Origin of the sequence: Burkholderia sp. R-40 (assembly GCF_049942845.1) — a bacterium.
In the GTDB taxonomy this organism is placed as follows: Bacteria; Pseudomonadota; Gammaproteobacteria; order Burkholderiales; family Burkholderiaceae; genus Burkholderia; species Burkholderia ambifaria.
Genome location: NZ_CP187968.1, coordinates 1,568,181 through 1,590,174, shown reverse-complemented (window position 1 = coordinate 1,590,174; position 21,994 = coordinate 1,568,181). Strand labels below are relative to the sequence as shown.

General features: G+C 67.9%; 26 protein-coding genes. 13 read left to right on the top strand and 13 right to left on the bottom strand.

The genetic code is table 11. The features are described 5' to 3' along the window. Positions 1-47: 47 nt before the first annotated feature. Positions 48-635 carry a tetratricopeptide repeat protein gene (locus ACP26O_RS23545; RefSeq protein WP_011660078.1) on the bottom strand — a complete coding sequence of 196 codons (588 nt, stop codon included), beginning with the start codon at positions 633-635 and terminating at the stop codon, positions 48-50. 356 nt (positions 636-991) lie between these two features. Between ACP26O_RS23545 and ACP26O_RS23540 the strand changes: the two genes are divergently transcribed. Genes ACP26O_RS23540 through atsR form a run of 3 tightly spaced genes read left to right on the top strand, consistent with a single transcriptional unit; the run spans position 992 to position 4,259 of the window. Next, complete coding sequence (locus ACP26O_RS23540; protein ID WP_175664452.1) at positions 992-1,882, top strand: helix-turn-helix domain-containing protein; 891 nt, start codon at positions 992-994, stop codon at positions 1,880-1,882. Positions 1,883-1,937: 55 nt separating this feature from the next. Further along, positions 1,938-2,438, top strand: coding sequence for a molybdopterin-dependent oxidoreductase (locus tag ACP26O_RS23535; protein WP_175664451.1), 501 nt, complete (start codon positions 1,938-1,940; stop codon positions 2,436-2,438). 9 nt (positions 2,439-2,447) lie between these two features. Then, positions 2,448-4,259 (top strand): hybrid sensor histidine kinase/response regulator AtsR, encoded by a 1,812-nt coding sequence (atsR, locus tag ACP26O_RS23530; RefSeq protein ID WP_175664450.1) that lies wholly within the window; start codon positions 2,448-2,450, stop codon positions 4,257-4,259. 54 nt (positions 4,260-4,313) lie between these two features. Here the strand turns inward: atsR and ACP26O_RS23525 are convergent, their stop codons facing one another. Then, entirely contained in the window at positions 4,314-4,733 is a 420-nt protein-coding gene (locus ACP26O_RS23525) for a secondary thiamine-phosphate synthase enzyme YjbQ (RefSeq protein WP_175664449.1), read from the bottom strand. A gap of 10 nt (positions 4,734-4,743) precedes the next feature. Continuing rightward, complete coding sequence (locus tag ACP26O_RS23520; RefSeq protein WP_175664448.1) at positions 4,744-5,070, bottom strand: thioredoxin family protein; 327 nt, start codon at positions 5,068-5,070, stop codon at positions 4,744-4,746. Positions 5,071-5,293: 223 nt separating this feature from the next. Here ACP26O_RS23520 and ACP26O_RS23515 point away from each other — a divergent pair, with 223 nt between their 5' ends. The 4 genes from ACP26O_RS23515 to ACP26O_RS23500 all read left to right on the top strand — a co-directional run bounded on the left by ACP26O_RS23515 (position 5,294) and on the right by ACP26O_RS23500 (position 7,775). Beyond that, on the top strand, positions 5,294-5,626 hold the full coding sequence (locus ACP26O_RS23515) for a DUF2322 family protein (protein WP_006760903.1): 333 nt from the start codon (positions 5,294-5,296) through the stop codon (positions 5,624-5,626). Between the two features lie 72 nt (positions 5,627-5,698). Continuing rightward, a complete protein-coding gene (locus ACP26O_RS23510) occupies positions 5,699-6,499 on the top strand; it encodes a hypothetical protein (RefSeq protein WP_244098999.1) in 801 nt (266 codons plus the stop codon). 199 nt (positions 6,500-6,698) lie between these two features. After that, a complete protein-coding gene (locus tag ACP26O_RS23505) occupies positions 6,699-7,331 on the top strand; it encodes a LysE family translocator (RefSeq protein WP_175664446.1) in 633 nt (210 codons plus the stop codon). A gap of 156 nt (positions 7,332-7,487) precedes the next feature. Next, positions 7,488-7,775 carry a helix-turn-helix domain-containing protein gene (locus tag ACP26O_RS23500; RefSeq protein WP_006761397.1) on the top strand — a complete coding sequence of 96 codons (288 nt, stop codon included), beginning with the start codon at positions 7,488-7,490 and terminating at the stop codon, positions 7,773-7,775. Between the two features lie 80 nt (positions 7,776-7,855). Here ACP26O_RS23500 and ACP26O_RS23495 read toward each other — a convergent pair whose 3' ends face one another. The 3 genes from ACP26O_RS23495 to ACP26O_RS23485 all read right to left on the bottom strand — a co-directional run bounded on the left by ACP26O_RS23495 (position 7,856) and on the right by ACP26O_RS23485 (position 9,973). Beyond that, positions 7,856-8,581: a YebB family permuted papain-like enzyme gene (locus ACP26O_RS23495; RefSeq protein WP_175664445.1), complete on the bottom strand. Its 726-nt coding sequence runs from the start codon at positions 8,579-8,581 to the stop codon at positions 7,856-7,858. A 149-nt stretch (positions 8,582-8,730) separates the two neighbouring features. Then, a complete protein-coding gene (locus ACP26O_RS23490) occupies positions 8,731-9,300 on the bottom strand; it encodes a hypothetical protein (protein WP_105833660.1) in 570 nt (189 codons plus the stop codon). 214 nt (positions 9,301-9,514) lie between these two features. After that, positions 9,515-9,973, bottom strand: coding sequence for an Lrp/AsnC family transcriptional regulator (locus ACP26O_RS23485; RefSeq protein WP_059237883.1), 459 nt, complete (start codon positions 9,971-9,973; stop codon positions 9,515-9,517). Between the two features lie 124 nt (positions 9,974-10,097). Here ACP26O_RS23485 and ACP26O_RS23480 point away from each other — a divergent pair, with 124 nt between their 5' ends. From ACP26O_RS23480 to surE, 3 genes are all read left to right on the top strand, one after another. Next, the gene (locus ACP26O_RS23480) at positions 10,098-10,835 is read left to right on the top strand and encodes an AzlC family ABC transporter permease (protein WP_175664444.1); all 738 of its coding nucleotides are present in this window, start codon (positions 10,098-10,100) and stop codon (positions 10,833-10,835) included. Further along, positions 10,825-11,127: an AzlD family protein gene (locus tag ACP26O_RS23475; protein WP_162999222.1), complete on the top strand. Its 303-nt coding sequence runs from the start codon at positions 10,825-10,827 to the stop codon at positions 11,125-11,127. Before ACP26O_RS23480 ends, ACP26O_RS23475 begins: the two co-directional genes overlap by 11 nt. Before the next feature lie 208 nt (positions 11,128-11,335). Further along, the gene (gene surE / locus ACP26O_RS23470) at positions 11,336-12,115 is read left to right on the top strand and encodes a 5'/3'-nucleotidase SurE (RefSeq protein WP_175664443.1); all 780 of its coding nucleotides are present in this window, start codon (positions 11,336-11,338) and stop codon (positions 12,113-12,115) included. Positions 12,116-12,220: 105 nt separating this feature from the next. Here surE and ACP26O_RS23465 read toward each other — a convergent pair whose 3' ends face one another. The 5 genes from ACP26O_RS23465 to ACP26O_RS23445 all read right to left on the bottom strand — a co-directional run bounded on the left by ACP26O_RS23465 (position 12,221) and on the right by ACP26O_RS23445 (position 16,558). Next, a complete protein-coding gene (locus tag ACP26O_RS23465; protein ID WP_175664442.1) occupies positions 12,221-13,042 on the bottom strand; it encodes an SDR family NAD(P)-dependent oxidoreductase in 822 nt (273 codons plus the stop codon). 69 nt (positions 13,043-13,111) lie between these two features. After that, positions 13,112-13,579, bottom strand: coding sequence for a cupin domain-containing protein (locus ACP26O_RS23460; protein ID WP_011660063.1), 468 nt, complete (start codon positions 13,577-13,579; stop codon positions 13,112-13,114). Between the two features lie 227 nt (positions 13,580-13,806). Further along, on the bottom strand, positions 13,807-15,159 hold the full coding sequence (locus ACP26O_RS23455; protein WP_175664441.1) for a pyridoxal phosphate-dependent decarboxylase family protein: 1,353 nt from the start codon (positions 15,157-15,159) through the stop codon (positions 13,807-13,809). A gap of 20 nt (positions 15,160-15,179) precedes the next feature. Next, positions 15,180-15,479: an ArsR/SmtB family transcription factor gene (locus ACP26O_RS23450; protein WP_012365181.1), complete on the bottom strand. Its 300-nt coding sequence runs from the start codon at positions 15,477-15,479 to the stop codon at positions 15,180-15,182. 188 nt (positions 15,480-15,667) lie between these two features. Continuing rightward, positions 15,668-16,558 (bottom strand): LysR family transcriptional regulator, encoded by an 891-nt coding sequence (locus tag ACP26O_RS23445; RefSeq protein WP_126226425.1) that lies wholly within the window; start codon positions 16,556-16,558, stop codon positions 15,668-15,670. Positions 16,559-16,687: 129 nt separating this feature from the next. On the opposite strand from ACP26O_RS23445, the gene ACP26O_RS23440 reads away from it, so the two are divergent. Then, positions 16,688-17,725, top strand: coding sequence for an aldo/keto reductase (locus tag ACP26O_RS23440; RefSeq protein WP_426356331.1), 1,038 nt, complete (start codon positions 16,688-16,690; stop codon positions 17,723-17,725). 54 nt (positions 17,726-17,779) lie between these two features. Here the strand turns inward: ACP26O_RS23440 and ACP26O_RS23435 are convergent, their stop codons facing one another. After that, the gene (locus tag ACP26O_RS23435) at positions 17,780-19,258 is read right to left on the bottom strand and encodes a PLP-dependent aminotransferase family protein (RefSeq protein ID WP_175664439.1); all 1,479 of its coding nucleotides are present in this window, start codon (positions 19,256-19,258) and stop codon (positions 17,780-17,782) included. A gap of 131 nt (positions 19,259-19,389) precedes the next feature. Here ACP26O_RS23435 and ACP26O_RS23430 point away from each other — a divergent pair, with 131 nt between their 5' ends. Next, a complete protein-coding gene (locus tag ACP26O_RS23430; protein ID WP_175664438.1) occupies positions 19,390-19,866 on the top strand; it encodes a GNAT family N-acetyltransferase in 477 nt (158 codons plus the stop codon). A gap of 31 nt (positions 19,867-19,897) precedes the next feature. On the opposite strand, the gene ACP26O_RS23425 is transcribed toward ACP26O_RS23430, so the two are convergent. Next, complete coding sequence (locus ACP26O_RS23425) at positions 19,898-20,623, bottom strand: class I SAM-dependent methyltransferase (protein ID WP_165752365.1); 726 nt, start codon at positions 20,621-20,623, stop codon at positions 19,898-19,900. Between the two features lie 281 nt (positions 20,624-20,904). On the opposite strand from ACP26O_RS23425, the gene ACP26O_RS23420 reads away from it, so the two are divergent. Next, positions 20,905-21,888, top strand: coding sequence for a hypothetical protein (locus ACP26O_RS23420; protein WP_175664437.1), 984 nt, complete (start codon positions 20,905-20,907; stop codon positions 21,886-21,888). Positions 21,889-21,994 lie beyond the last annotated feature (106 nt).

Here is a 21,994-nt window from a genome sequence, read left to right as displayed (position 1 = left end):
CGCGATGGTGGTCTCCCCGCTGCAGCTCCCCGTTGCTTTCGGTCCGGTCAGTAGTACCAGTACGTCTGATTCCAGACGCCGTAGTACGGATAGCCCGAGTACCAGTAGCCGTAATAGACGTCACGCCATTGCGTGCGCCATTTCCAGTCTTCCTCGTCTTCCTTCTTGGCCTTGCGGGCGAGCTCGAGCAGCTTTTTCGATTCCTTGTCGCCGCGGCTCGCCGCGATCGACAGCCACTTGTCCGCTTCGCGCGGATCGGAGCCCATCTCCTCGAGGCCGAACAGGTAGAAACTGCCGAGGGCCTTCTGCGCGTTCAGGTCGCCGCGCTCGGCGGCGTCGCGCATCCACTTCAGTGCCTGATAGCTGTCCTGGCGCACGCCGTCGCCGCGGAAATAACGCAGGCCGAGGTCGTAGGCGGCCTTGGGCTGCGCCTTCGCGGCCTGCTTCAGCGCGACGATACGCGGATCTTCGCGGTCGTCCGCATCGTCCCTTTTTTGATAGGACACCTGATCTTTAGGGCGATCGGAACAACCGGTGTCATCGCAGATCCGCACCGTGTTGCGTGTAACGGACGGATCCTGCGCGCACGCGGCCAACAGCAACAGCAGCCCCGGTGCCAGCAAACGGCGATACATGTGTGCGTTCCCCACGTTTTATCTGCGCCGCACTGCTTCGCGCTATCCCACCCCCGCGAGCGCGTACCCGGTTTGCGTGCGGCGAGGCGAATACAATTCGCCAACGCCGACACGCAGTCCAAGGCTCTCTCAGGCTCTCTCTTTGAATCGTTCAGTCACGCTCTGGCTGCCGCTTTTCGCCAGATGACCGTGTTCGATACCGGCCTCCAAACCTGACGCGACAAACAATAGTGACGTGGTGAGCAATAATAATGGAGAAATATGGCATGTCAAGGTCAATCGCGATTTCAAAGTTTGCGTATCGCGTCACTTTTGAATATGCTCTTCGTCGCTAAAACCCAGGAGACCCTTTCGAGATGTCCACTAGCGAGCAGGCCAACGTCGATCTCATCACCGCCACCAAGGTGCGCGATCTGCTGACGCGCAACGGCATTCCGCCGCGTAGTCACAACACGACGATCGCGAACGTGCTGGGCCTCAGTTTCTCGGTCGTTACGCGCAAGATGAAAGGCCTGATCCCGTGGAACCTGTCGCAGTTGCAGGACATCGCGACGCACTTCGGCGTGCCGCCCGCGATCCTGCTCGACGACAAGGGCACGCAACCGGCCGCCGCCGAAATGATCGACGCGACGCTCGTGATCGAATCGCGCCGCTTTCGCTGCCGCGCGGCGATCTCGGCGAAGGCCAGCAGCCAGATCGAAACGGATTTCGTCGCGTTGCAGTGGCAGGGCGAATGGATCGTCACCGAACGCGAGCACGCGCGCGAAGGCCGCACCTATCCGGTCGACGTCATCGAGCTGCGCTCGAGCCAGCCGGCCGTCTATGCCGCGCGGATCGCGGTGGTCGACGATTCGCAGGACGTCGCCGAAACCGTGTGCGAATACTTCATCGAAAAAGGCGTGAACGCGGTGCCCTATTTTGACGGCGCGTCGTTCCGCAAGGCGCTGGAAGTCGAGGACTTCGACGGCTACATCCTCGACTGGATGCTCGGCGACCAGACGGCCGCCGAACTCGTGCGCGGCATCCGCTCGAGCGAAAACGGCGGCGCGCCGATCTTCCTGCTGACCGGCAAGATCTCCACCGGCGAGGCGAGCGAGGACGAGATTGCGCACATCGTGTCGCACTACAACGCGCGCTGCGAGGAAAAGCCGGTGCGCCTGCCGATCCTGTTCGCCGAAGTCGCACGCGAACTGAAGATCGCGCTGCCGGCCGCCGCGAGCGGCGCGGGCGCCGCCGTCGCGAGCTGAGACCACAACGAACACCCACCTTCACACGAACACGAACACGACCAAGGGGAAACACATGCGAATCTCGACGATCCGGATCAAGAGCCTGGTCGCGGCTGGCCTGCTCGGCATGGCCGCCGCGTGCTGGGGCGCGTCGTTCACGTTCACCGTCGACGGCAAGATCGGCCGCAGCAACCAGCCCGGCAACACGACGTTCGTCTTTTCCGAGCAGGCGCTGATGGCGCTGCCGCAGTACACGATCGTCACGTCGACGAGCTGGACGCCGAAGGCGACCTTCACCGGCCCGCGCCTGTCCGACGTGCTGAAGACCGTCGACGCGCACGGCACGCAGATCGAGTTCCGCTGCATCGACGAGTACACGTTCACGATCCCCGTGTCGGATGCCGACAAGTACGGCGTGATCCTTGCGCGCACGATGAACGGCAAGGTGCTCGGCAACGACAACTACGGGCCGCTGTGGATCATGTATCCGCGCGACCAGTATCCGGACGAGCTGAAGACGCCGCTCGGCGAAGCCAAGTTCGCGTGGCAGATCATCGGCCTGACCGTGAAGTAAGCGGGCGACATGAAGCGCGGGCGGTGGAAGAACAGAAAAATCATCCTGGTCCTGGGATCGCTGTGGATCCTGGGATTCGCCGCGTGGGCATTCCTGCTGTGGGACCTGCTCGCGACGTCGGTCAACGAGGGCGTGCTCGAAGGGCCGCGTGAAGGCGTGTTCTGGACCGCCGCGCAATACCGCAACGTCTACACGCGCTTCGACCGCCAGCTGATTCTCTATGCCACGCACGTGGACGACAACTACGACCACGTGCAGATGCAGCTCGACAGCCTGTCGGTGTCGTTCGGCTTCCTGCAGCGGCCGTCCGAGGTGTCCCAATACTGGCTGCGCATCCCGCGCGCGCGCGGCGAGATCGCGGCGCTCGGCGAATTCATGGCGCGCCTGAAGCGCGACGTGCCGCTGTTGCGCGACGCACCGAACGACGCACAGCGCGTGATCGACGAGGTCAATGCGCACTGGCCGAAGGTCAACGGCCTCGCGAACTACTTCCGCGCGATCGAGATGGCGCAGCGCGACTTCACGTTCCATCAGCTGAAGGAAAAGCAGCGCGCGATCCTGTCGCTCGGCATCATCCTCGGCGTGATCCTGTGCGCGCTGTTCCTGCTGCTGTTCTATACGATGCGCACGCGCGACGACCTACTCGAACGCCAGGACGCGGCGCTCGATGCGGAACGCAAGGCATCCGATCGCGCGTTCGAGATGATCGAGGCGAAGAATGCGTTCCTCGGGATGGTCAGTCATGAACTGCGCACGCCGCTGCAGGCAATCTGCGGGTCGATCGAGATCCTGCTCGCGCGGCCGCAATCCGACGCGAACCTGAAGACGATCCGGCGGCTGCAGAATTCGGCGTCGTCGCTCGAGGCGCTGGTCAAGGACCTGACCGACTACATCAAGCTGCGCTCGACCAAGCGTCTCGCCGAAGCCGAAACGGTCGGCATGGCGTCGCTGCTCGCCGAGGTGCTCGATCCGCTGCGCGCGAAGATCGCGGCCAAACGGATCGCGATCTCGCAGCTGGTCGAGCCGCACGACCTCGCGATCCGCTCCGATCGCAAGCTGTTGCGGCAGGTGCTGTCCAACCTGATCGAGAATTCGGTGAAGTACACCGTCGACGGATCGATCCACGTATCGATCCGGCTCGTCGACACGCCGGCCGGCCGGCAGTTGAAACTTGCGGTGCGCGATACCGGCGCCGGTATCGCGAAGCAGCATCTGCCGAAGATCTTCGAGCCGTTCTACCGTGCGAACGACGCGGTCGGCCTGCATGTGGACGGCATCGGAATGGGGCTCGCCGTCGTGCGCGAGATCGTGACGACGCTGCGCGGCCATGTGGACGTGCGCAGTGCCGTCGGCGAAGGCAGCGAGTTCGTCGTCACGCTGCCGGCCGAGGCGCCGGATGCCGCCGACACGGCCGGCGACGCGCCCGCATGGCAAGCCGTCGACGTGCGTCGCAACCGCCGCGCGCTCGTGGTCGACGACAACGACAATGCGCGCGAAACGCTCGGCGCGATGCTGTCGGCGCTCGGCGTCGACGCCGATCTGTGCGGCACCGGGCACGAAGGCGTCGCGCGTTTCGGCGACGCGCGGTACGACCTCGTCGTGCTCGATCTCGAACTGCCGGACCTGAGCGGCTTCGAAGTCGCGCGGCGCATCCGGATGGTCGCGCAACCGGACGACGACGGCCGGTTTGCGTCGATCCTCGGCGTCAGCGCGTACGAATCGGCCGCGTTGCGCGAGAAGCAACAGGTGTTCGACGCGTTCCTGCCGAAGCCCGTTCACCTGCGCGAACTCGGCGCGCTCGTCGAGAAGCTGTTCGGCTGAACGCGGCCGCGCTGCGGCGCACGCCGGCCTGCCCGTTCGTTTGCGCTCCCGCGCTCATTCGCCGATCAAATGCAGCACGATGTCGCGCCGATGCGCCGCGCGACGATGCTCGAACAGGTAGATGCCCTGCCAGGTGCCGAGCACCATGCGTCCATGCTCGACCGGGATCGACAGCTGCACCTGCGTGAGCGCGGTGCGCAGATGCGCGGGCATGTCGTCGGGCCCTTCGGTGTCGTGCTCGTAACGCGTGTCGTCCTCGGGCGCGATCGTTGCGAAGTAGCGTTCGAGATCGCGCTGCACCGACGGATCCGCGTTCTCCTGGATCAGCAGCGACGCGGACGTATGGCGGCAGAACACGGTCAGCAACCCGGTGCGGATTGCCTGCTGGTCGACGAACGCACGCGCCTGCGATGTGAACTCGACGAGGCCGCTCCCGTGCGTTTCAACGCCGATGTGCGTGATGGCCTGTTGCATGATGGCCACCTCAGGCGAGTGCGGCGAAGCCTTCGGCTTCGATCTGCTTCGCGTCGACGGGGCGCACGACGCGCGCGACTTCGACCCCGTCGCGCATGAATATCAATGTCGGCCACAGCTTCACGCGGAACGACCGGCCGAGCGGCCGGCCCGGGCCGTCCTCGATCTTCAGATGCCGCACGGCCGGATGCGCGGAGAGCGACGCGACGATCGCGGGCTGCGCGCTCGCGCAGATCCCGCACCAGTTCGCGCCGAATTCGATGACGGTGATACCGGCCAGTGCGTCGACTTCCGCGCGCGTCGGCGCATTGGCGGTGTAGCGTTGCTCAATGTCCATCGGGGCCCTCGTGTGCAATGCAATGGCGGGATGTGGCCGCCGCGTGCCGGCGTGGGCGGCGGATGCGGCCGGTGATCTCTTACTCTAGCGGAAAAGCCCGCGCGATGCCGACGGTGGCGGACAGTGCGGCGTAGCTCGCCGGTGCAGCGCGGCCGGTCGGCCGGATGACGATCGGATAAGATACGGCCCGATTGGCCCATGACCGAACCGACGGAGTGTTTCAGTGATTCAACCGACCCAAGTATTCAAGGACAACCTCGCGCAACTGCCGCCCATCGACGGCATCGCACGGATCGATCTCGTCGGCGCGAACGGCGACGTGGTCGCGAGCATCGAGAACCAGCCGGGCAAGCAGGGTTCGCTCGCGGTGTACAACTATCTGAAGCAGGCATTCGGTACGCTCGATGCGAAGGCCGCCGAACACGGTCTCGCGGTGTTCGCGGAGCACACCGCCGACGCGCGTAACCGCCCGGGTGCGCACCCGAACGTCGATCGTCTGCTGGCGATCGTCGACGGTGGCGAAGCACTGCGGATCGACGTGATCGCGCAGGGCTGAGCCGACGTGCGCCGCATCGCTGCCCAGCCGTTGGCCCGCCGCGTCGCATCGCTCGCGGCACTCGCGTGCGTCATGTTCGGCGGCGCGGCGTCGGCCGAGGCCGAGGCGCTGCGGACCGCTTCCGATATCGCCGGCGCGTCGCTGGTTGCGCTCGGCGCGCTGCCGCACTCGCCCGAGAACGGCACGCTCGACGCGTTTTGTGCGCAATATCGCGCGAAGACCACCACCGCGGCCGGCCGCGACGTCACGAAGCTCGGCTGGATCGTGACGTCCGAGGCGCCGCTCGGCCGCTATACGGTCGTCACGTTCGCGAGCGGGTTCAAGCCGGGGACGAGCGCGATCTGCTTTGCGCGCAACGCAAATATCGGCGTCTTCGACGGCACGACGCTCGTCGCGCTCGGCTATACGGCGCGCGCGGCCGGCTGGCAACTCGGCTCGGTCGAGCCGCTGGAAAGCGGCGCGCTGCTGGTCTGGGGCGGCGATGGTCCGTCGGCGCCGGTCGGCGAGTTGCGCGAGGAGAATGGCGGCTTGCGGCTGACCGCGGTTGCCGCGGAACGCACGTACTGTCACGGCCGTGCAGTCGTGCCCAACGTGTACGGCAAACCGCTCGACAAGGCACGCAAGATCCTGATCTCGCACGGCTGGCAGCCGCTGCGTCCGCACGAAAAACCGAACGAGATGGATGGCGCGGCCACGCTCGCGAAACACGGGATCATCGAAGCCGAAGCATGCTCGGGCACCGGCATGGGGTATTGCGCGCTGCGGTATCGGAGCGCGGCCGGCGTGCTCGGCGTGACGACGGCCGGCGGTGAGCCCGACACGCCGTCGGCGAATACCGTGATCGATTATCAGGTGGCTTGCAGGAAGCAGTAACGGGCGCGGCGGCGCGTGCGCTCGATTCGCGCGTGGCGCGCTTGGCATGAGTTCGTCGGCGCGCCGAAAACGGAGTGAATCCGTTTTCGATCGGCTGTGCCGGCACATCGAATCATCGGCCGTTCGGTCAATTGACCCGCGCCGGACGCACTCCTACACTGATCTCCCTTTCACGCCACTCCGGCACGACGGGACTTCCATGATCGACCTCTCCACGCTCGCACTGTTCTCCGGCGCGTGCCTCGCGCTGACCGTCACACCCGGCCCCGACATGCTGCTGATCGCATCGCGCAGCGTGAGCCAGGGCCGCCGCGCGGGGTTCGCCACGCTCGCGGGCATTCAGGCCGGCACCTACTGCCATGCACTCGCTGCCGCGCTCGGGCTGTCGCAGCTCTTCGTCGCGGTGCCGCTCGCCTATGACGCCGTGCGCTTCGCGGGTGCCGCCTACCTGCTTTATCTCGCGTGGAAGACGTTCCGTTCGGATGCGACTGCGCTGTCGCCGGTCGCGTCGCCGCGCCGCCATTCGACCGCCGCGATCTTCCGCCAGGGCCTGACGACGAACCTGCTGAATCCGAAGATGGCGCTGTTCGTCCTCGCGCTGTTCCCGCAGTTCGTGCGTCCCGAACACGGCTCGATCGCCGTGCAGATTCTCATGCTCGCGACGGTGCTCAACCTGATCGGGCTCGTGGTCAACGGCGCGGTGATCCTGTCCGCGAGCCGGTTGAGCCAGCGGATCGGCGCGCGCCGCCGGCCGTCGAAGCTGCCGCAGTATCTGCTCGGCACGGTATTCGTCGGGCTCGCCGCGCGGCTCGCGGTGGCGGGACGGAATTGACTCTGCCGGCGCTTCCAAGCTGCGCCACCAACGCCGCGGCCGGACACTCCATTTGCATCGACATAACATATTTGTTACTGTTCGGCCTACCTCGTACCTGAGCTCGTCAATGCGCGTGTAGACGGGGGGCATCACGTCGACTCAAGGAGGTTCAAGATGGCAACGTATAAGGAGCTGCGCGAGCGCGCGTTGTCGAACCCCGACGTGCGCGCCGAATACGAACGGCTGAACCGCGAAGAACTCGCCCTGCTCGACGTGATGCTCGCTGCCCGGCGAGACGCCGGCCTGTCGCAAGCCGACGTGGCCGAGCGCATGGGGACGAAAGCACCGGCGGTGACAAGACTCGAGCGCGCGCTCGCAACGGGCCAGCATTCACCGTCCATCGATACGCTGCGCAAATACGCGGCAGCTTGCGGCAAGAAACTCGTGATCTCGTTCGCTTGATGCGTCGTACCCGGCCGCCCGTCGTTTGAGCGGCCTACCCACCACACGCCACCGTCGTTCAACACCCGGAAAGTGCCGCGTCAACGGTCATACGCGCCGTCGATTTCCGCATCTTCCGAACCTCGCGGCTCCCGCGCGCCGGCATCGCGCCCACGCGTATCCATCACCACGCGCAACTCACCGCTATCGAGCAAGCTCGCCGGCGTCACCGTACGGCGCTGCCACGGAATCCGGCCGAAATACCAGATCTTCCAGAACCCCAGCGGATGGTCGGGATTGCGACGCAGCAGCGCATCGAACGTCTCAACGTCACCGAGCACGATCCGCGTCGCATCGCGCACCACTTCGCGCACGAAACGCGAGCAGAACTGCCGGCGCGACGCGAGATTGAAGCCGGTGTCGTAAACCACGCCGAGCCGGCGCATGGCCGCGTCGACGAGCCGGCGCCGTTGCGCGGCGTCGAGCGGCTGCTTCAAGCGCGCGATCACACACGCGCCGCGATCCGAGCGCGCGAGAAACCGTGACATGGTCGTCACGCGCGACAGCGGAAACGTGCTCTCCGCGACGAGCGGCTCGCCGCCGCGCTCGCCGACGACGATCCCCACGTGATTCGTCCACGAGCGCGTCGCGCTCGCCACTTCGAGAAACGGCCGCACCGTCACGCGGATGAAGACGATGTCGCCGATCTCGGGTTCGGCCGGCAACGGCATCGTGTCCGGACCGGCCGTACCCACAGCGAAAAGGCGCCGCCTGCGCACGCCCGGCCGGCGTATCGCAGGCGACCGAGAACCCGTTTCGATGAACATGCGAACCTCACGCGAGTGGACATGGCCACGAGCATGTCAGCCGCGGCCGCATCGCGCATCCGCGATGTGCGTGAGGGAATCCATCCGCGCCGCCGGGTAGCGAATTCCGGTACCGACGCGTAGCGCACGGGCGTGCGCCTGCGCGATCGTCAGCGATTCGCGCCGAGCGCGACGCGCAGCCGCTCCATCAGCCGCGTGTAGTGCAGCACCACGTCGGCCTTGTCCGTCACGTTCGCGGTCGAGAACCGCTCGGCCCACGCCGCGTTCCATTCGTACGTGCCGTGCACGCTGCGGTCACCGTCCGGCGCCTGGATCAGCGAACGAATCCGCGCGTCGCGCCCCGGCCCCGTATGCATCTCGAACAGCGCGTGAATGAACGTGTGATACGCGTCGTACACGTCCTCGTCGAACAGGTAGCGGTAGATGTGAAACGTGCGGTCGAGGTCGCGCTTCGCGCGGATCACGTCGTCCGGCGAAATGTCCTTCCAGTAGCCAATCCACGTGTAGAAGCACAGCAGCGCATTGAGCTGCGGCGCGACCGTGTCGTACAGCGTGAGCCGCTTCTCGATCAGCCGCTGGTTGGTCCACTGCACGAGCTCGAGCCGCTTCAGCCGGCGCGCGACGAGCCAGCCGAGACACGCGACCGACAACGGCGTCAGCACACCGAGCACGAGCTTGACGATTTCCAGCGAATTCCATGGCGTGTTGAATGGCTGCATGAATGACTCGACCAGAAAAAAGCACCGCCCGGCGGATCGCGTCGCGCGCAGCGCGCCTGTCCGATCGCCTTGCGGTTGACCGTTAGTTGCTAGAGCATCGAAGGCGCACCGCGATGCAACGGTGCGCGGCGAAGCGGCTTGTCCCGCCAGTGTATCGGCCGATTGTCACTGGCTGGTGACGATCCGCCGAATCGTCGTCGCGCGTTCGCGCCGCTTACGTCGGCAGCGCCGACGTGAGCTTGACCTTCTGCATCGGGATATCGGTCTTCACGCTCAGCACGCCCGGAATGCGCGTCAGGTATTCCATCTGGAAGCGCCGGTAGTCGTCGATGTCGGCCGCCACCACGCGCAACAGGAAATCGCAGTCGCCGGCCATCAGGTGGCACTCGACCACTTCCGGCATCTGCTGGACGGCCTCGGAGAAGCGGTTCACGGACTCCGCGTCCTGCCCCTTCAGCCATACGCGCGTGAAGATCGTCAGCCCCTTGCCGACCTTCGCCGGGTTCAGCACGGCCACGTACTTCTCGATCACGCCCGCTTCCTCGAGCAGCCGCACGCGCCGCAGGCACGGCGACGGCGACAGCCCGACCTCGTGCGCGAGTTCCACGTTCTGCATGCGGCCATCGCGCTGCAGCGCGCTCAGGATCCGCCGGTCGATAGCGTCGAGCTTCATTGGCACCCAATTCCAAAAAAATTGAAAAACGCTGATTCAATGCCAAATTCTCCGGAAGATCTGGCCACAACGCAACCCGATTCGAGTCAAAAAAGCAGACAATCCTCGTCCCCAAGGAGGAGTAATGAGCAGTAGCGTTTCAACGTCGTCCGGGCTTCGCGACAAGTCCGCCCATGTCGCCGAGATGGGTCGCGGATTGCGCGCGGCGCTGCCCGTCATGCTGGGTTTCGTGCCGTTCGCGCTGGTGCTCGGCGCGCAGGCCGCGCAAAAAGGGCTGAGCCTGTTCGAGGTCCCGATGATGACGGGCCTCAATTTCGGCGGCGGCTCCGAATTCGCGGCGATCCATCTGTGGACGTCGCCGCCGCACATCGCGCTGATCGTCGCGATGTCGTTTCTCGTGAATTCGCGCCATATCCTGATGGGCGCTGCGTTCGCGCCGTATATCCGGCGCCTGCCGCGCCGCCGCGCGTTCGCCGCGCTGTTCTTCATGTGCGACGAAAGCTGGGCGATGTCGCTCGCCGACGCGCGCTCGCGCTCGGCCACGCACATCAGCGTCCGCTACTACGCGGGCGTGTGCTCGGGGCTGTACCTGACGTGGATCTCGATGACGACGCTCGGCGCGGCGGTCGGCCCGACGATCGGCAACGTCGAGCAGTACGGCTTCGACATGGCGTTTACGGCCGTGTTTCTGGTGCTGCTGCGCGGGATGTGGAAGGGCATGCGCGCGAGCCGTCCGTGGTTCGTGAGCCTCGTCGTCGCAGCCGCCACGCACCTGGCCGTGCCCGGCGCGTGGTACGTCGCGGCCGGCGCGTGCGCGGGGCTGATCGCCGCGCTGCTGTGGGAGCCGCGCGATGCTGCCTGATTTCGCGACGGTGGCGACCATCGTGCTGATGGCGTCGACGACCTACCTGTCGCGCGTGCTCGGCTACGTGCTGCTGCGCAATCGCACGCTGAGCCCGCGGATGGCATCGGTGATGGAGAACGTGCCCGGTTGCGTGCTGATCTCGGTGATCGCACCGGCCTTCGTGTCGACGCGCCCGGCCGACCTGCTCGCGCTCGCCGTCACGCTGATCGCGGCAACGCGCCTGTCGATCCTGCCGACCGTCATCGTCGGCGTCGTGTCGGCCGGGCTGCTGCGGCATCTGCTCGGGTAACGCGGTCCGGCCCGCCGCGCAGGCGGCACACATCGAACCAACGAACGGGCGCGTGATGCGCCCGTTTTCGCGTCATGCGCCCGTTTTCGCATGCGCGCGCAGGGCGCGGCACTGCACGGCACGACACGCATCACGACGCAATGCTAGCCTTCCGGGTGTACCCGCGATGCCTTTCCCCTCTCATTGCCTACCTGCGAGGATCATCCCGATGCAAGAAACCCGCCCGCTGTTCGACCGCGTCCTGCTCACCAACGACGACGGATTCGACGCCCCCGGCCTTGAAGTGCTCGAACAGGTCGCCACGCAACTGGCGCGCGAAGTGTGGATCGTCGCACCGGCGGAAGACCAGAGCGGCACGTCGCATTCGCTGAGCCTGCACGAACCGCTGCGCGTGCATCGCAAGGGCGAGCGCCGCTTCGCCGTGCGCGGCACGCCGGGCGATTGCGTCGCGATCGCGGTCAGCCACCTGATGAAGGACGCGCGGCCCGACTTCGTGCTGTCCGGCGTGAATCGCGGCGCGAACCTCGGCACCGAAACGGTGTTCTCCGGCACCGTCGGCGCGGCGATGACGAGCATGCTGGTCGGCGTGCCGGCGATCGCGCTGAGCCAGGCATTCAGCGACCGCAACGACGTGCCGTGGAATACGGCGCGCACGCACGCGCCGGACGTGATTCGCCGGCTCGTCGCGGCCGGCTGGGACCGCGATGCGTGCCTCAACGTGAATTTCCCGCCCCGGCCGGCCGACGACGTGCGCGGCCTGAAGGTGACGAACCAGGGCGCCGGCACGCTGCAGGGCGTCGACATCGTGTCGGGGCGCGATCCGCGCGATATCGAATACCACTGGCTGAAGCTGACGCGCGCACCGCGCGACGACGATGCGGATTCGGAAACGGTCGCGCTCGGCGAAGGCTATATCGCGGTCACGCCGCTGAAGTTCGAACGCACGCACGACCACGCGCTCGCGCGGCTGCGGGCGAACCTGGGCTGAACGGTACGATCGCGCCGGCAGGCAGCGGCCGCCGGCGAACGACGCCGGATCGAGACCGGTCGGCGGCCTCGCCGCGCCGCCGGATCACGACGTTACCGCACCGCATCACGTCAGGTTCATTCCCCCGTCGAGCATCACGATCTCGCCCGTCACGTAGTCGGACGCGACGAGCATCGCGACCGTCTGCGCGACGTCGTCCGGCGTCGCCGCGCGGCGCATCGGCGCACGCTCGTGCCAGAGCTGCTGCGCTTCGGTCCAGTCGGCCGTCAGCGGCGTATCGACGAGCCCCGGCGCCACCGCGTTGACGCGAATCGCCGGCGCGAGCGTGCGCGCGAGCAGGCGCGTCGTGTGATTGAGCGCGGCCTTCGCCGCCGCGTACGGAATCGACGCGCCCTTCGGCCGCACGCCCGCATGCGAGCTGACGTTGATCACGCACCCGGCGCGCCCGCTCGACGCCGCTTCGAGCAGCGCGGGCTGCGCTTCCGCGACGAGCCGGAACGGCGCGATCACGTTGATCTCGTGCATCTCGCGCCACACGTCGGGCGTCGCGGCGGCGAGATCGTCGTGCGGAATCACGCGGCTCGCGCCCGCATTGTTGACCAGCACGTCGAGCCGCCCGTGCACCGCGAGCGCGTCGCGGATCAACTTCACGCGTTGCGCATCGTCGGCGAGATCGGCCTGCACGTAGCTCGCGCCGAGCTCGGCCGCCATCGCGCGACCGGTCTCGGCGGAGCTGCGCGAATGCAGGATCACCGCATAGCCATCCGCCGACAGGCGCCGTGCGATGGCCGCGCCGATCCCCGACGTCGATCCGGTGACGAGCGCGACAGGCCGATGCACACGCGACGCGCGCGGCTCGGCGATGGTTTCGGTTTCAGGTTCCGTTTCGGAAATCGGGGCATTCATCGGCGGATGCGGCGCGTCCATGGCGTGGAATCCCGTGAGTAGCGTTCCTGCATCATAGGCGCGGCGGCGGCCGATGCGAATGTGTGCCGTCTACGGCCGTTTCGGCAGATCGACGAAATCCTCGAGTTCGCCGGCGATGTAAAGCCGCTTGCCGATTCTCGGGTATTCGCACACGTCGTGTTCGAGGCGCTGGCCGGCGATGAACAGTTGCAGCGGCACGTCGCCGGTATTCTGCAACGTGTGTGCATCGCCGCCGCGCGGAAAGCCGAGAAAATCGCCCGGCCCGATGTCGAAAGCGCGTTCACCGATCGTGGCCGTGCCGGTGCCGGACAGCACGTACACGCATTCTTCCTCGTACAGGTGACGGTGATATTCGGCCGATTCGTGACCGGGCATCAGCGTGAGCAGGTGAGCGCCGATTTGCGTGAGGCCGGTCAGGTCGCTGAGCTGCCTTTTGAGGCGAACGGCATTGGGATTCAGCGAATGCACCGCGCGCGTCGGTTCCATCTTCGCGATGTCGGCGGCTTTCAGCAGTTCCCGGGGAGGTGTCGTGGACATGGGGATCTCGTCAGCGTGATGCAGCGGTTGAACGTGCCGCCCGGGCCGGCGCGGCGCGCATGCCGCGTTATTGTCCGGCATTTTCATGCGGATGAGAAACGTGTATGCGCGCGTCGGCATAGCCGCACACCACTGCCCGGTCTGAGGCACAATGAGACAGCTTCTTCCGCGGGTTGGCGACGCATGCGCAATGCAAGTGCCGCGCCAAGGTCGCGCGCCGCCGCCGCTCAGCCCACGTGCACGCCGCGCAGCTTCGTCAGCAACGCGACGAGACGATCGATGTGTTCGTCCTCCGTGCGCCACGACGACACGCTGATCCGGAACGCCGGCCGCCCCTGCCACACGGTCTGCCCGAACCACACATCGCCCGAATCCTGCGCGGCCTGAAGGATCGCCGCCGTCTCGTCGTCGGTGCCGGCGCGCACGAGCACCTGGTTCAGCACGACGCGGTTCAGCACGTCGTAGCCGGCCGCGCGCAGGCCGTCCGCGACGCGCGCAGCCTGCGCGCAATGCCGCTCGATCATCGTCGCCACGCCGGCGCGGCCGAGCGCGCGCAGCGCGGCCCACACCGGAATGCCGCGCGCGCGCCGCGAGAATTCGAGGTTCAGGTTCTTCTGCGCGTCCTGCGCGCCGCTCAGGTAGACGGCGTCGCTGTTCATCGCGGTCGCCAGCGCGGCCGCGTCGCGGCAGATCACCATCGCGCCGTCGTACGGCGTGTTGAGCCACTTGTGGCCGTCGGTCGTCCAGCTGTCCGCGCCGTCGATGCCGTTGGTCAGCGCGCGCTTGGACGACGCGCGCGCCCACAACCCGAACGCGCCGTCCACGTGCACCCACGCACCGGCGGCCTTCGCGGGCGGAATCAGCGCCGCGAACGGATCGAATTCGCCGGTGTTCACTTCGCCGGCCTGCACGCAGAGGATCGTCATGTCGTCGAGCGGCGGCAACTGCGCCGGGTCGATGCGGCCGTGCGTGTCGACCGGCGCGACGATGACGCGCTTCATCCCGAAGCCGAGCACGCGCAGCGCCTTCTTCACCGTGACGTGCACGAGCTCGGAGACCACCACCTTGACCTCGGGCGCGCCGATGAGGCCGTCCTCGTCGACGTCCCAGCCCTTGCGGGCGAGCAGCGCACGCCGCGCGACGACCAGCGCGACGAGCGTGCAGGCCGTCGCGCTCGTGCCGAAGCCGACCGCGCTGCCCTCGGGCAGCCCGAGCACGTCGACGATCCAGCGCGCGGCCTGCCGCTCGATCGTCGCGGCCACCGGCGAATTGGCGAACGACGACGCGCACTGATCCCACGCGAGCATCAGCCGCTCGGCCGCCGCCGCGGCCGGCAGCGTCGCGCCGATCACGAAGCCGAAGTAGTTCGGGCCGTTCGACGCGACGGTCGCGGGCGTGCCGCGCTCGTCGAGCAGGCGCAGCACGTCGTCGGCCGGACGGCCCGTGTCGGGCAGCGGCTCGTCGAACGCCGCAAGACCGGCGAGCGCGGCCGCGTCGGGATACGCGCGCCGTTCGTTCGTGGCTGCGAGATACGCATGCGCGCGCCGGTCGGCGTCGGCCAGCAGGGCGAGTTCATCCATGTCAATTGCCTCGGTGAAGGTCAGAGTTGCAGGAGATCGCGGCCCAACTGATGCAGCGCATCGTCGATCCGCCTGTAGTACGTGAACTTGCCGACGCGCGTCGCCTGCACGAGCCCGGCATCCGCGAGGATGCGCATGTGCCGCGTGGTCGTCGCCGGCGCGATGCCGAGCTTCTCGGTGATGTAGGTGCAGCACACGCCGAGTTCGTCGAAGTCGCCGTGCGGCTGCGGCGGAAAATGCTCGCGCGGCTGCTTGAGCCAGCGCATCACGGCGAGACGACTTTCGTTGGCCAGTGCGCTGATGCGGGTGACGTCGTCCATGGGTTGCGGTTTCGTTTGACGTTTCGAATATTAGCTAAATGACGAAACGTGGACAACCGGTCCGGCCAGCGGTTTCTGCGTTCGCTGTCGTTGCTGGCAGCGGCTTCGTCCGCCATCGCACCGCATCCGCCGTCATCACGTCGCGTCCGGTACGCAGAGGCATCCGGCGCGACGCGATCCGGTTGCGATCATTCCGCTGCTGCCAGCGCCTGCGCCAGCCGCTCGATCAGCGCCCGCACGCGCCGCGGCTGCGCGGCGCCGCCCGGATAAACGATCTGCAGGTCGACTTCTCCCGGCGAGAAGTCGCGCAGGATCTCGACGAGCGCACCGGACGCCAGATCCTGCTCGACGTCGAGCAGCGACTTCAGCGCGATGCCGTGCCCCGCGACGCACCACGCGCGCACGAGCGCCCCGTCGTTGGCCACGCGCCGGCCGCGCACCATCACGCGCTTCAGCGCGTCGTCGATGCGGAACGGCCACTCGGCATACAGCTCCTGACCGAAACGCATCACGATGCAGTCGTGCGCGGCGAGTTCGTCCGGATGCCGCGGCGTGCCGTGCGCGGCGAGATAGGCGGGCGCGGCGCACACCACGCGGCGCGAACGGCCGAGTGAGCGGCTGCGCAGCGCGCTGTCGGCGAGCGTGCCGCGCCGGATCGCGAAATCGAGGCCCTGCCCGACGAGATCGACGTAGCCGTCGCCGAGATGCAGGTCGACCGTGACGCCCGGATGCTCGGCCAGGAACGCGTCGACGACGGGCACGACGCGCGCCTGCCCGAGGTCGGCCGGCGCGCTGAGCCGCACGGGCCCCGACAGCGTCTGCGCGCCGAGCCGCACGCGGCTTTCGAGCTCGTCCGCTTCGGCCAGCAGGCGCCGCGCGCCGGCGACCAGCGTGCGGCCCTCGTCGGTCAGGCTGATCGCGCGGGTCGTGCGCGTGAGCAGCGCCGCGCCGTAATGGCTCTCGAGCGCCGCCAGCCGCTCGGAGACCGTGGCCGGCGACAGGCCGACCTCGCGGCCGGCCGCGGCCAGCCCGCCCTTTTCCACGATGCGCAGGAACAGCGCGAGGTTATCGAGCAGCATTCTTCGCTTTCTCCGAATGATATTTTCGAAGTCTGCCCAATTATCCGGCCGAACCGCAAGCGCTAGAGTGAGGATCCACCTTGCCGGCGCCCACTCGCGCCGGCTTCCGATCCAGAGAGGGCACACGACATGGAATACCGCACGCTCGGCCGCTCCGGCCTCAAGGTTCCCGTGCTGAGCTTCGGCGCAGGCACGTTCGGCGGCACCGGCCCGTTGTTCGGCGCATGGGGCAACACGGGCGTCGACGAAGCGCGCCGCCTGATCGACATCTGCCTCGATGCCGGCGTCAACCTGTTCGACACGGCCGACGTGTATTCCGACGGCGCCTCCGAGCGCGTGCTCGGCGCCGCGATCCACGGACGGCGCGACCAGGTGTTGATCTCGACGAAGACGGGCCTGCCGACCGGCGACGGGCCGAACGACGCCGGCACGTCGCGCGCGAGGCTGATCCGCGCGGTAGACGACGCGCTGCGCCGGCTCGGCACCGACTACATCGACCTGCTGCAGCTTCACGCGTTCGACGCGGCCACGCCGGTCGAGGAAGTGATGTCGACGCTGGACGACCTGGTGCGCGCGGGCAAGCTGCGCTACATCGGCGTATCGAATTTTGCCGGCTGGCAGATCATGAAGTCGCTTGCGGCGGCCGACCGGCACGGCTGGTCGCGCTACGTCGCGAACCAGGTCTATTACTCGCTCGTCGGCCGCGACTACGAGTGGGACCTGATGCCGCTCGGCGCGGACCAGGGCCTCGGCGCGCTGGTGTGGAGCCCGCTCGGCTGGGGCCGGCTCACCGGCAAGATCCGCCGCAACGCGCCGCTGCCCGAAGGCAGCCGCCTGCACGACACGGCCGGCTTCGGGCCGCCGGTCGACGACGAGCGGCTGTACGACGTGGTCGATGCGCTCGACGCGATCGCGGAGGAAACCGGCAAGACCGTCCCGCAGATCGCGCTGAACTGGCTGTTGCAACGGCCGACCGTGTCGTCGGTGATCGTCGGCGCGCGCAACGAGGAACAGCTGCGCCAGAACCTCGGCGCGGTGGGCTGGTCGCTGACCGACGCGCAAATCGCGAAGCTCGATGCGGCGAGTGCGGTCGAAGCGCCGTATCCGTATTTCCCGTATCGCCGGCAGGACGCGTTCGCGCGCGTCAATCCGCCGATGCGCGGGTAAGCGCTACCGCGCGCCGTCGCGCCGCGACGCCATCGGAACGCGGCGCGACGCCCGTCACCGCGCGGCCAGCACGCGGTCGATCATCTCGCCGATCCGGCGTGCGAGCGCGTCCATCCGCTCGGCCGGCACGCCGCCGTAGCCGAGCACGAGCCCGTTGTAGCCGTGCGCGGTGCCCGGCATGCAGAACGACGACAGCGGCCGCAGGATCAGCCCGTGCGCCTGCGCGACGCGGCTCAGTTCCGTGTCGGCCACCGGCACGTCGAGCCGCGCGGACAGATGCATGCCGCCGGCGCCGCCCGACACCGTCAGCCGCGTGCCCAGCCGCCGCGCCAGCGCATCGTGCAACGCGTCGCGCCGCTCCGCATAGACGCGACGCATGCGCCGCAGATGCCGCGTGAAATGCCCCGCGTCGATGAAATCCGCGAGCGCGCGCTGCTCGACCGCGCGGCCCTGCAGCATCAGCGCGCCCGCCGCGTCGCGCAGCGGCTGCGCGAGCGTGGGCGGCACGACCATGAAGCCGAGCCGCAACGCGGGAAACATCACCTTGCTGAAGGTGCCGAGATAGATCACGGGTGCATCGTCGGCGAGCCCCTGCACGGCCGCGTGCGACGTGCCATGGTGGCGGAACTCGCTGTCGTAGTCGTCCTCGACGATCCACGCGCCGGCCGCGCGTGCCTGTGCGACGAGCGCGAGCCGCCGTTCGAGGCTCATCACCGCGCCGAGCGGATACTGATGCGACGGCGTGATGTAGACGAGCTTCGGCGCACGATCGCGCCAGTCGTCCGGATGCGGCGCGAGCCCCTGCGCATCGACGCCGATCGGTTCGACACGCAGGTCGGCCGCGAGAAACGCGTTGCGCGCACCTTGATAGCCGGGGTTCTCGATCCACGCGACATCGCCCGCGTCCGCCAACGCGCGGGCGCACAGGTCGAGCGCGCCTTGCGTGCCGTCGGTGACGATCACCTGCGCGGCGTCGCAGCGCACGCCGCGCGACGCACGCAGATAGCCTGCGATCGCGTCCCGCAGCACCGCATCGCCTTCGGCCGACTGATAGCCGAGTTGCGCCGGCCCGGCGTTGCGCCATGCCCGTTCGATGCAGCGACGCCACTGCGCGAGCGGGAATTCGTCGACGGCCGGCGCGCCCGGCATGAACGGCAGCGATTCGTCGAGGCCGCTCGTCGCGCGCTCGGCCCGCGCGACGCGCCGCGACAGCACCGTCGTATCGCCGGCGGGCGCCGCGGCGGCGACCCGCGACCCGCGCAGGCCCACCCGCGCGACCACGGTGCCCTGCCGCGAGCCGGTCACGAACCCTTCCGACGCGAGCCGCTCGTACGCGTACAGCACCGAGTTGCGCGCGATGCCGAGCTCGTCGGCGAGTGTGCGCGACGCAGCGAGCCGCGCGCCTTCGGCGATCCGGCCGCCCAGGATCGCATCGCGCAGGCATGCGTACAGCCGCTGCTGCTGCGACATCCGCGCAGCCGCATGCGGCCCCGCCTCGCGCTCGAAGGTCGACAGCAACACGGCGTAATCCATCGTGGCTCCAGATTGTGTAGATGTCATGGGTCTACACATGGTGCCACGAACTTTCTATCGTAACGATCTGCTCCCGTTGCCGGCCGCGCTGGCAACGCTTCATTCCAACATCATCGACGAGGTTCGCGACCATGAACGCTACCGACGCCGGCCTGACCGTACGCCCCGTGCGGGAAGACGATTTCGACAATTGGCTGCCGCTGTGGGACGGCTACAACCGCTTCTACGGCCGCTTCGGCGACACCGCGCTGCCGCGCGAGATCACGCAGCTCACGTGGTCGCGCTTCTTCGACGGCTACGAGCCCGTGCATGCGCGCGTCGCGGAACGCGATGGCCGGCTCGTTGGGCTCGTGCATTTCCTGTATCACCGCAGCACGACGCTGGCCGGGCCGACCTGCTATCTGCAGGATCTCTTCACGCTCGACAGCGAACGCGGCAAGGGCGTGGGCCGCGCATTGATCGAAGCCGTGTACGACGCCGCACAGGCGCATCGCGCCGAACGCGTGTACTGGCAGACGCACGAAACGAATCACACGGCGATGCGGCTGTACGACACGGTCGCGGAAAAGAGCGGATTCGTGATCTATCGGAAGGTCCTGCCGCGCTGATCGTGCGGCACGCAGCGCGGCCGCCACGGCTTCAATCCAGCGGCCGCGCCTTGATCCACAGGAACAGCGGAACGCGTGACCACTGCTTCAGCGTGTCCGTGTCGGCGCGGTCGGGCAGCGGTTCGCGCAGCGACACGATCGCGAAGCCAGCCGACTCCAGCGCATCCATGTAGGCCTGAAGCGGCAGCGACCAGCCCGCGAAGTGCATCGACAGCCCGTCGCGCGTTTCCACGCCTTCGAAATGCTCGCTGCCGAAATACGTGCCTTCCAGCACGAATGGCGCGTCGGGTTGCGGCCCCGCGAAACGGCCGCGATCGCGGAACGGATGCACGAGCGACACGAACAGCAGCCCGCCCGGCTTCAGCACGCGGCGCGCCTCGCGCAGCGCGGCGGCCATGTCGTCGAGGTCCATCAGCACGTTGTATGCCATCACGACATCGAAGCTGGCCGGATCGAACGGCAGCGCTGCGGCGTCGGCGAGCGCGTAGCGGTGCGCGGAATCCGCGCGACGCGCGGCGTCGAGCATCGCGGGCACCGCGTCGCTCGCGGTCACATCGTAGCCGAGCGCCTTCAACTCGCGGCTCACGCGGCCCTCGCCGCAGCCGATCTCCAGTGCGCGGCCCGCTCCGCGGCCGAGGTAGGCGGCCAGCCCCTCGCGATACTTCCAGAACGCATCGTGGCCCGGCCTGCCGGCCCAGTCGATCCATTGGTCGGCGACGTGCGTCCAGTGCGCTGTGATGGCTTTCGTGTCGGTCATGTTCGATCTCGATCGGCGGGGGGCGTTCCGGCCCACGTGCGCATGGTAAGCCGAAGTGGCGGAGCGCGTGAGCGGGGCTTGGCGCTGTCCGCGCCGCTGGCATCGCTGGCATCGCTGGAGCCGCTGGCGTCGCTGCCGTCGCTGCCGTCGCTGGCGTCGCCGGAGCCCATCTCGGCTGGTTTCCGTTTCCGGCCACGGCGTCCTACAGTTATGTAGCAATACCATGCGCCGCCACGTATCGGCCCCATCCGCCGATACGCACCCGATTCCGAGGGTTGTCCATGCCGAGCATCGTCGCCGGTCCCGCCCATCTCCCGCCGAGCCCCGTCGCCGCCGAAACGCGCATGGTGCACGACGTCGCCACGCTGCAGCCGGCCGACTATCGTTCGGCCGACGGCGCCTCGTGGGTCATCGCCACCATCACGCCGGCCCCGGACAGCGGCGAAAACGTAACCGGCACCACCTACTTCGATACCGCGAAACAGCAGACCGTCGCGGTGCCCGATGCACGCCGGCGCTACGCGAACCGCGGCACCTGGCAGGTCGTCGCGAGTTCGAGCCCGTCGGTGCCCGCCACTGGCCGCTACGACTGGCTGACGCTCGCGTGGCTGCCGATCAACCGGCGGCCGCTGCCGCAAACGGCCGAGCACCTGTATTCGCCGTTCATTCACGGCGGCACGATCGTCTACCGGTGGAATCCGGCCGCGCCGGGCGGCGAGCAGTTCGGCAACGTGCGGATGATTTTTCCGGAGTGGCGGCAGCAGGTGGCCGACGTGCTGCGGGCCGCGCCTGGCGACGACGCGCAAGCGGCGGCCGCGTCGACTGCGTCGGCGCTCGATCGCATGAAGCAGGACCGCAATCCGATGGCCGCCGTGCTCGATTTCGGCGCGGCGCTGCATGACGAACCGGCCGACCGGATCGCCGCGCGCCTGCCCGATTTGCTGCGTGAGAACGACCTCCACGAAGTGTCGGCGATCGTGTTCCAGTGCATCGCCACCTCGCGCGAAGCGGACCGGCCGCGCTTCGTCGAAGCAATCAACGGCTCGATCTTCGCGATCGACGACAGCGCGCGCCTGCTCGCGATCGCCTACGGCGCATTCGCGGCCGGCCGGGCAAAGCCGCATCCGTTCGGCGAGGCCGCGCAGGCCGCGCGCATCAACGACGTGTTCACCGCGTTGAAGCAGCGCACGTCGGCGCTCGGCGTGCCGGTCGCGCAAGGGTCGCCGTGGTACGAGTTCTTTACCGCCTATCGACTCGGCGGCTAGCGACGCGGCAATGCCGGTGACGGCGCCGCGCGCGGACCGCGAAGGGAACCCGCATGCACGACATCGTGTCGAAACGCCGCCCGCCCGTTGATGGCTTCTCTGTCTG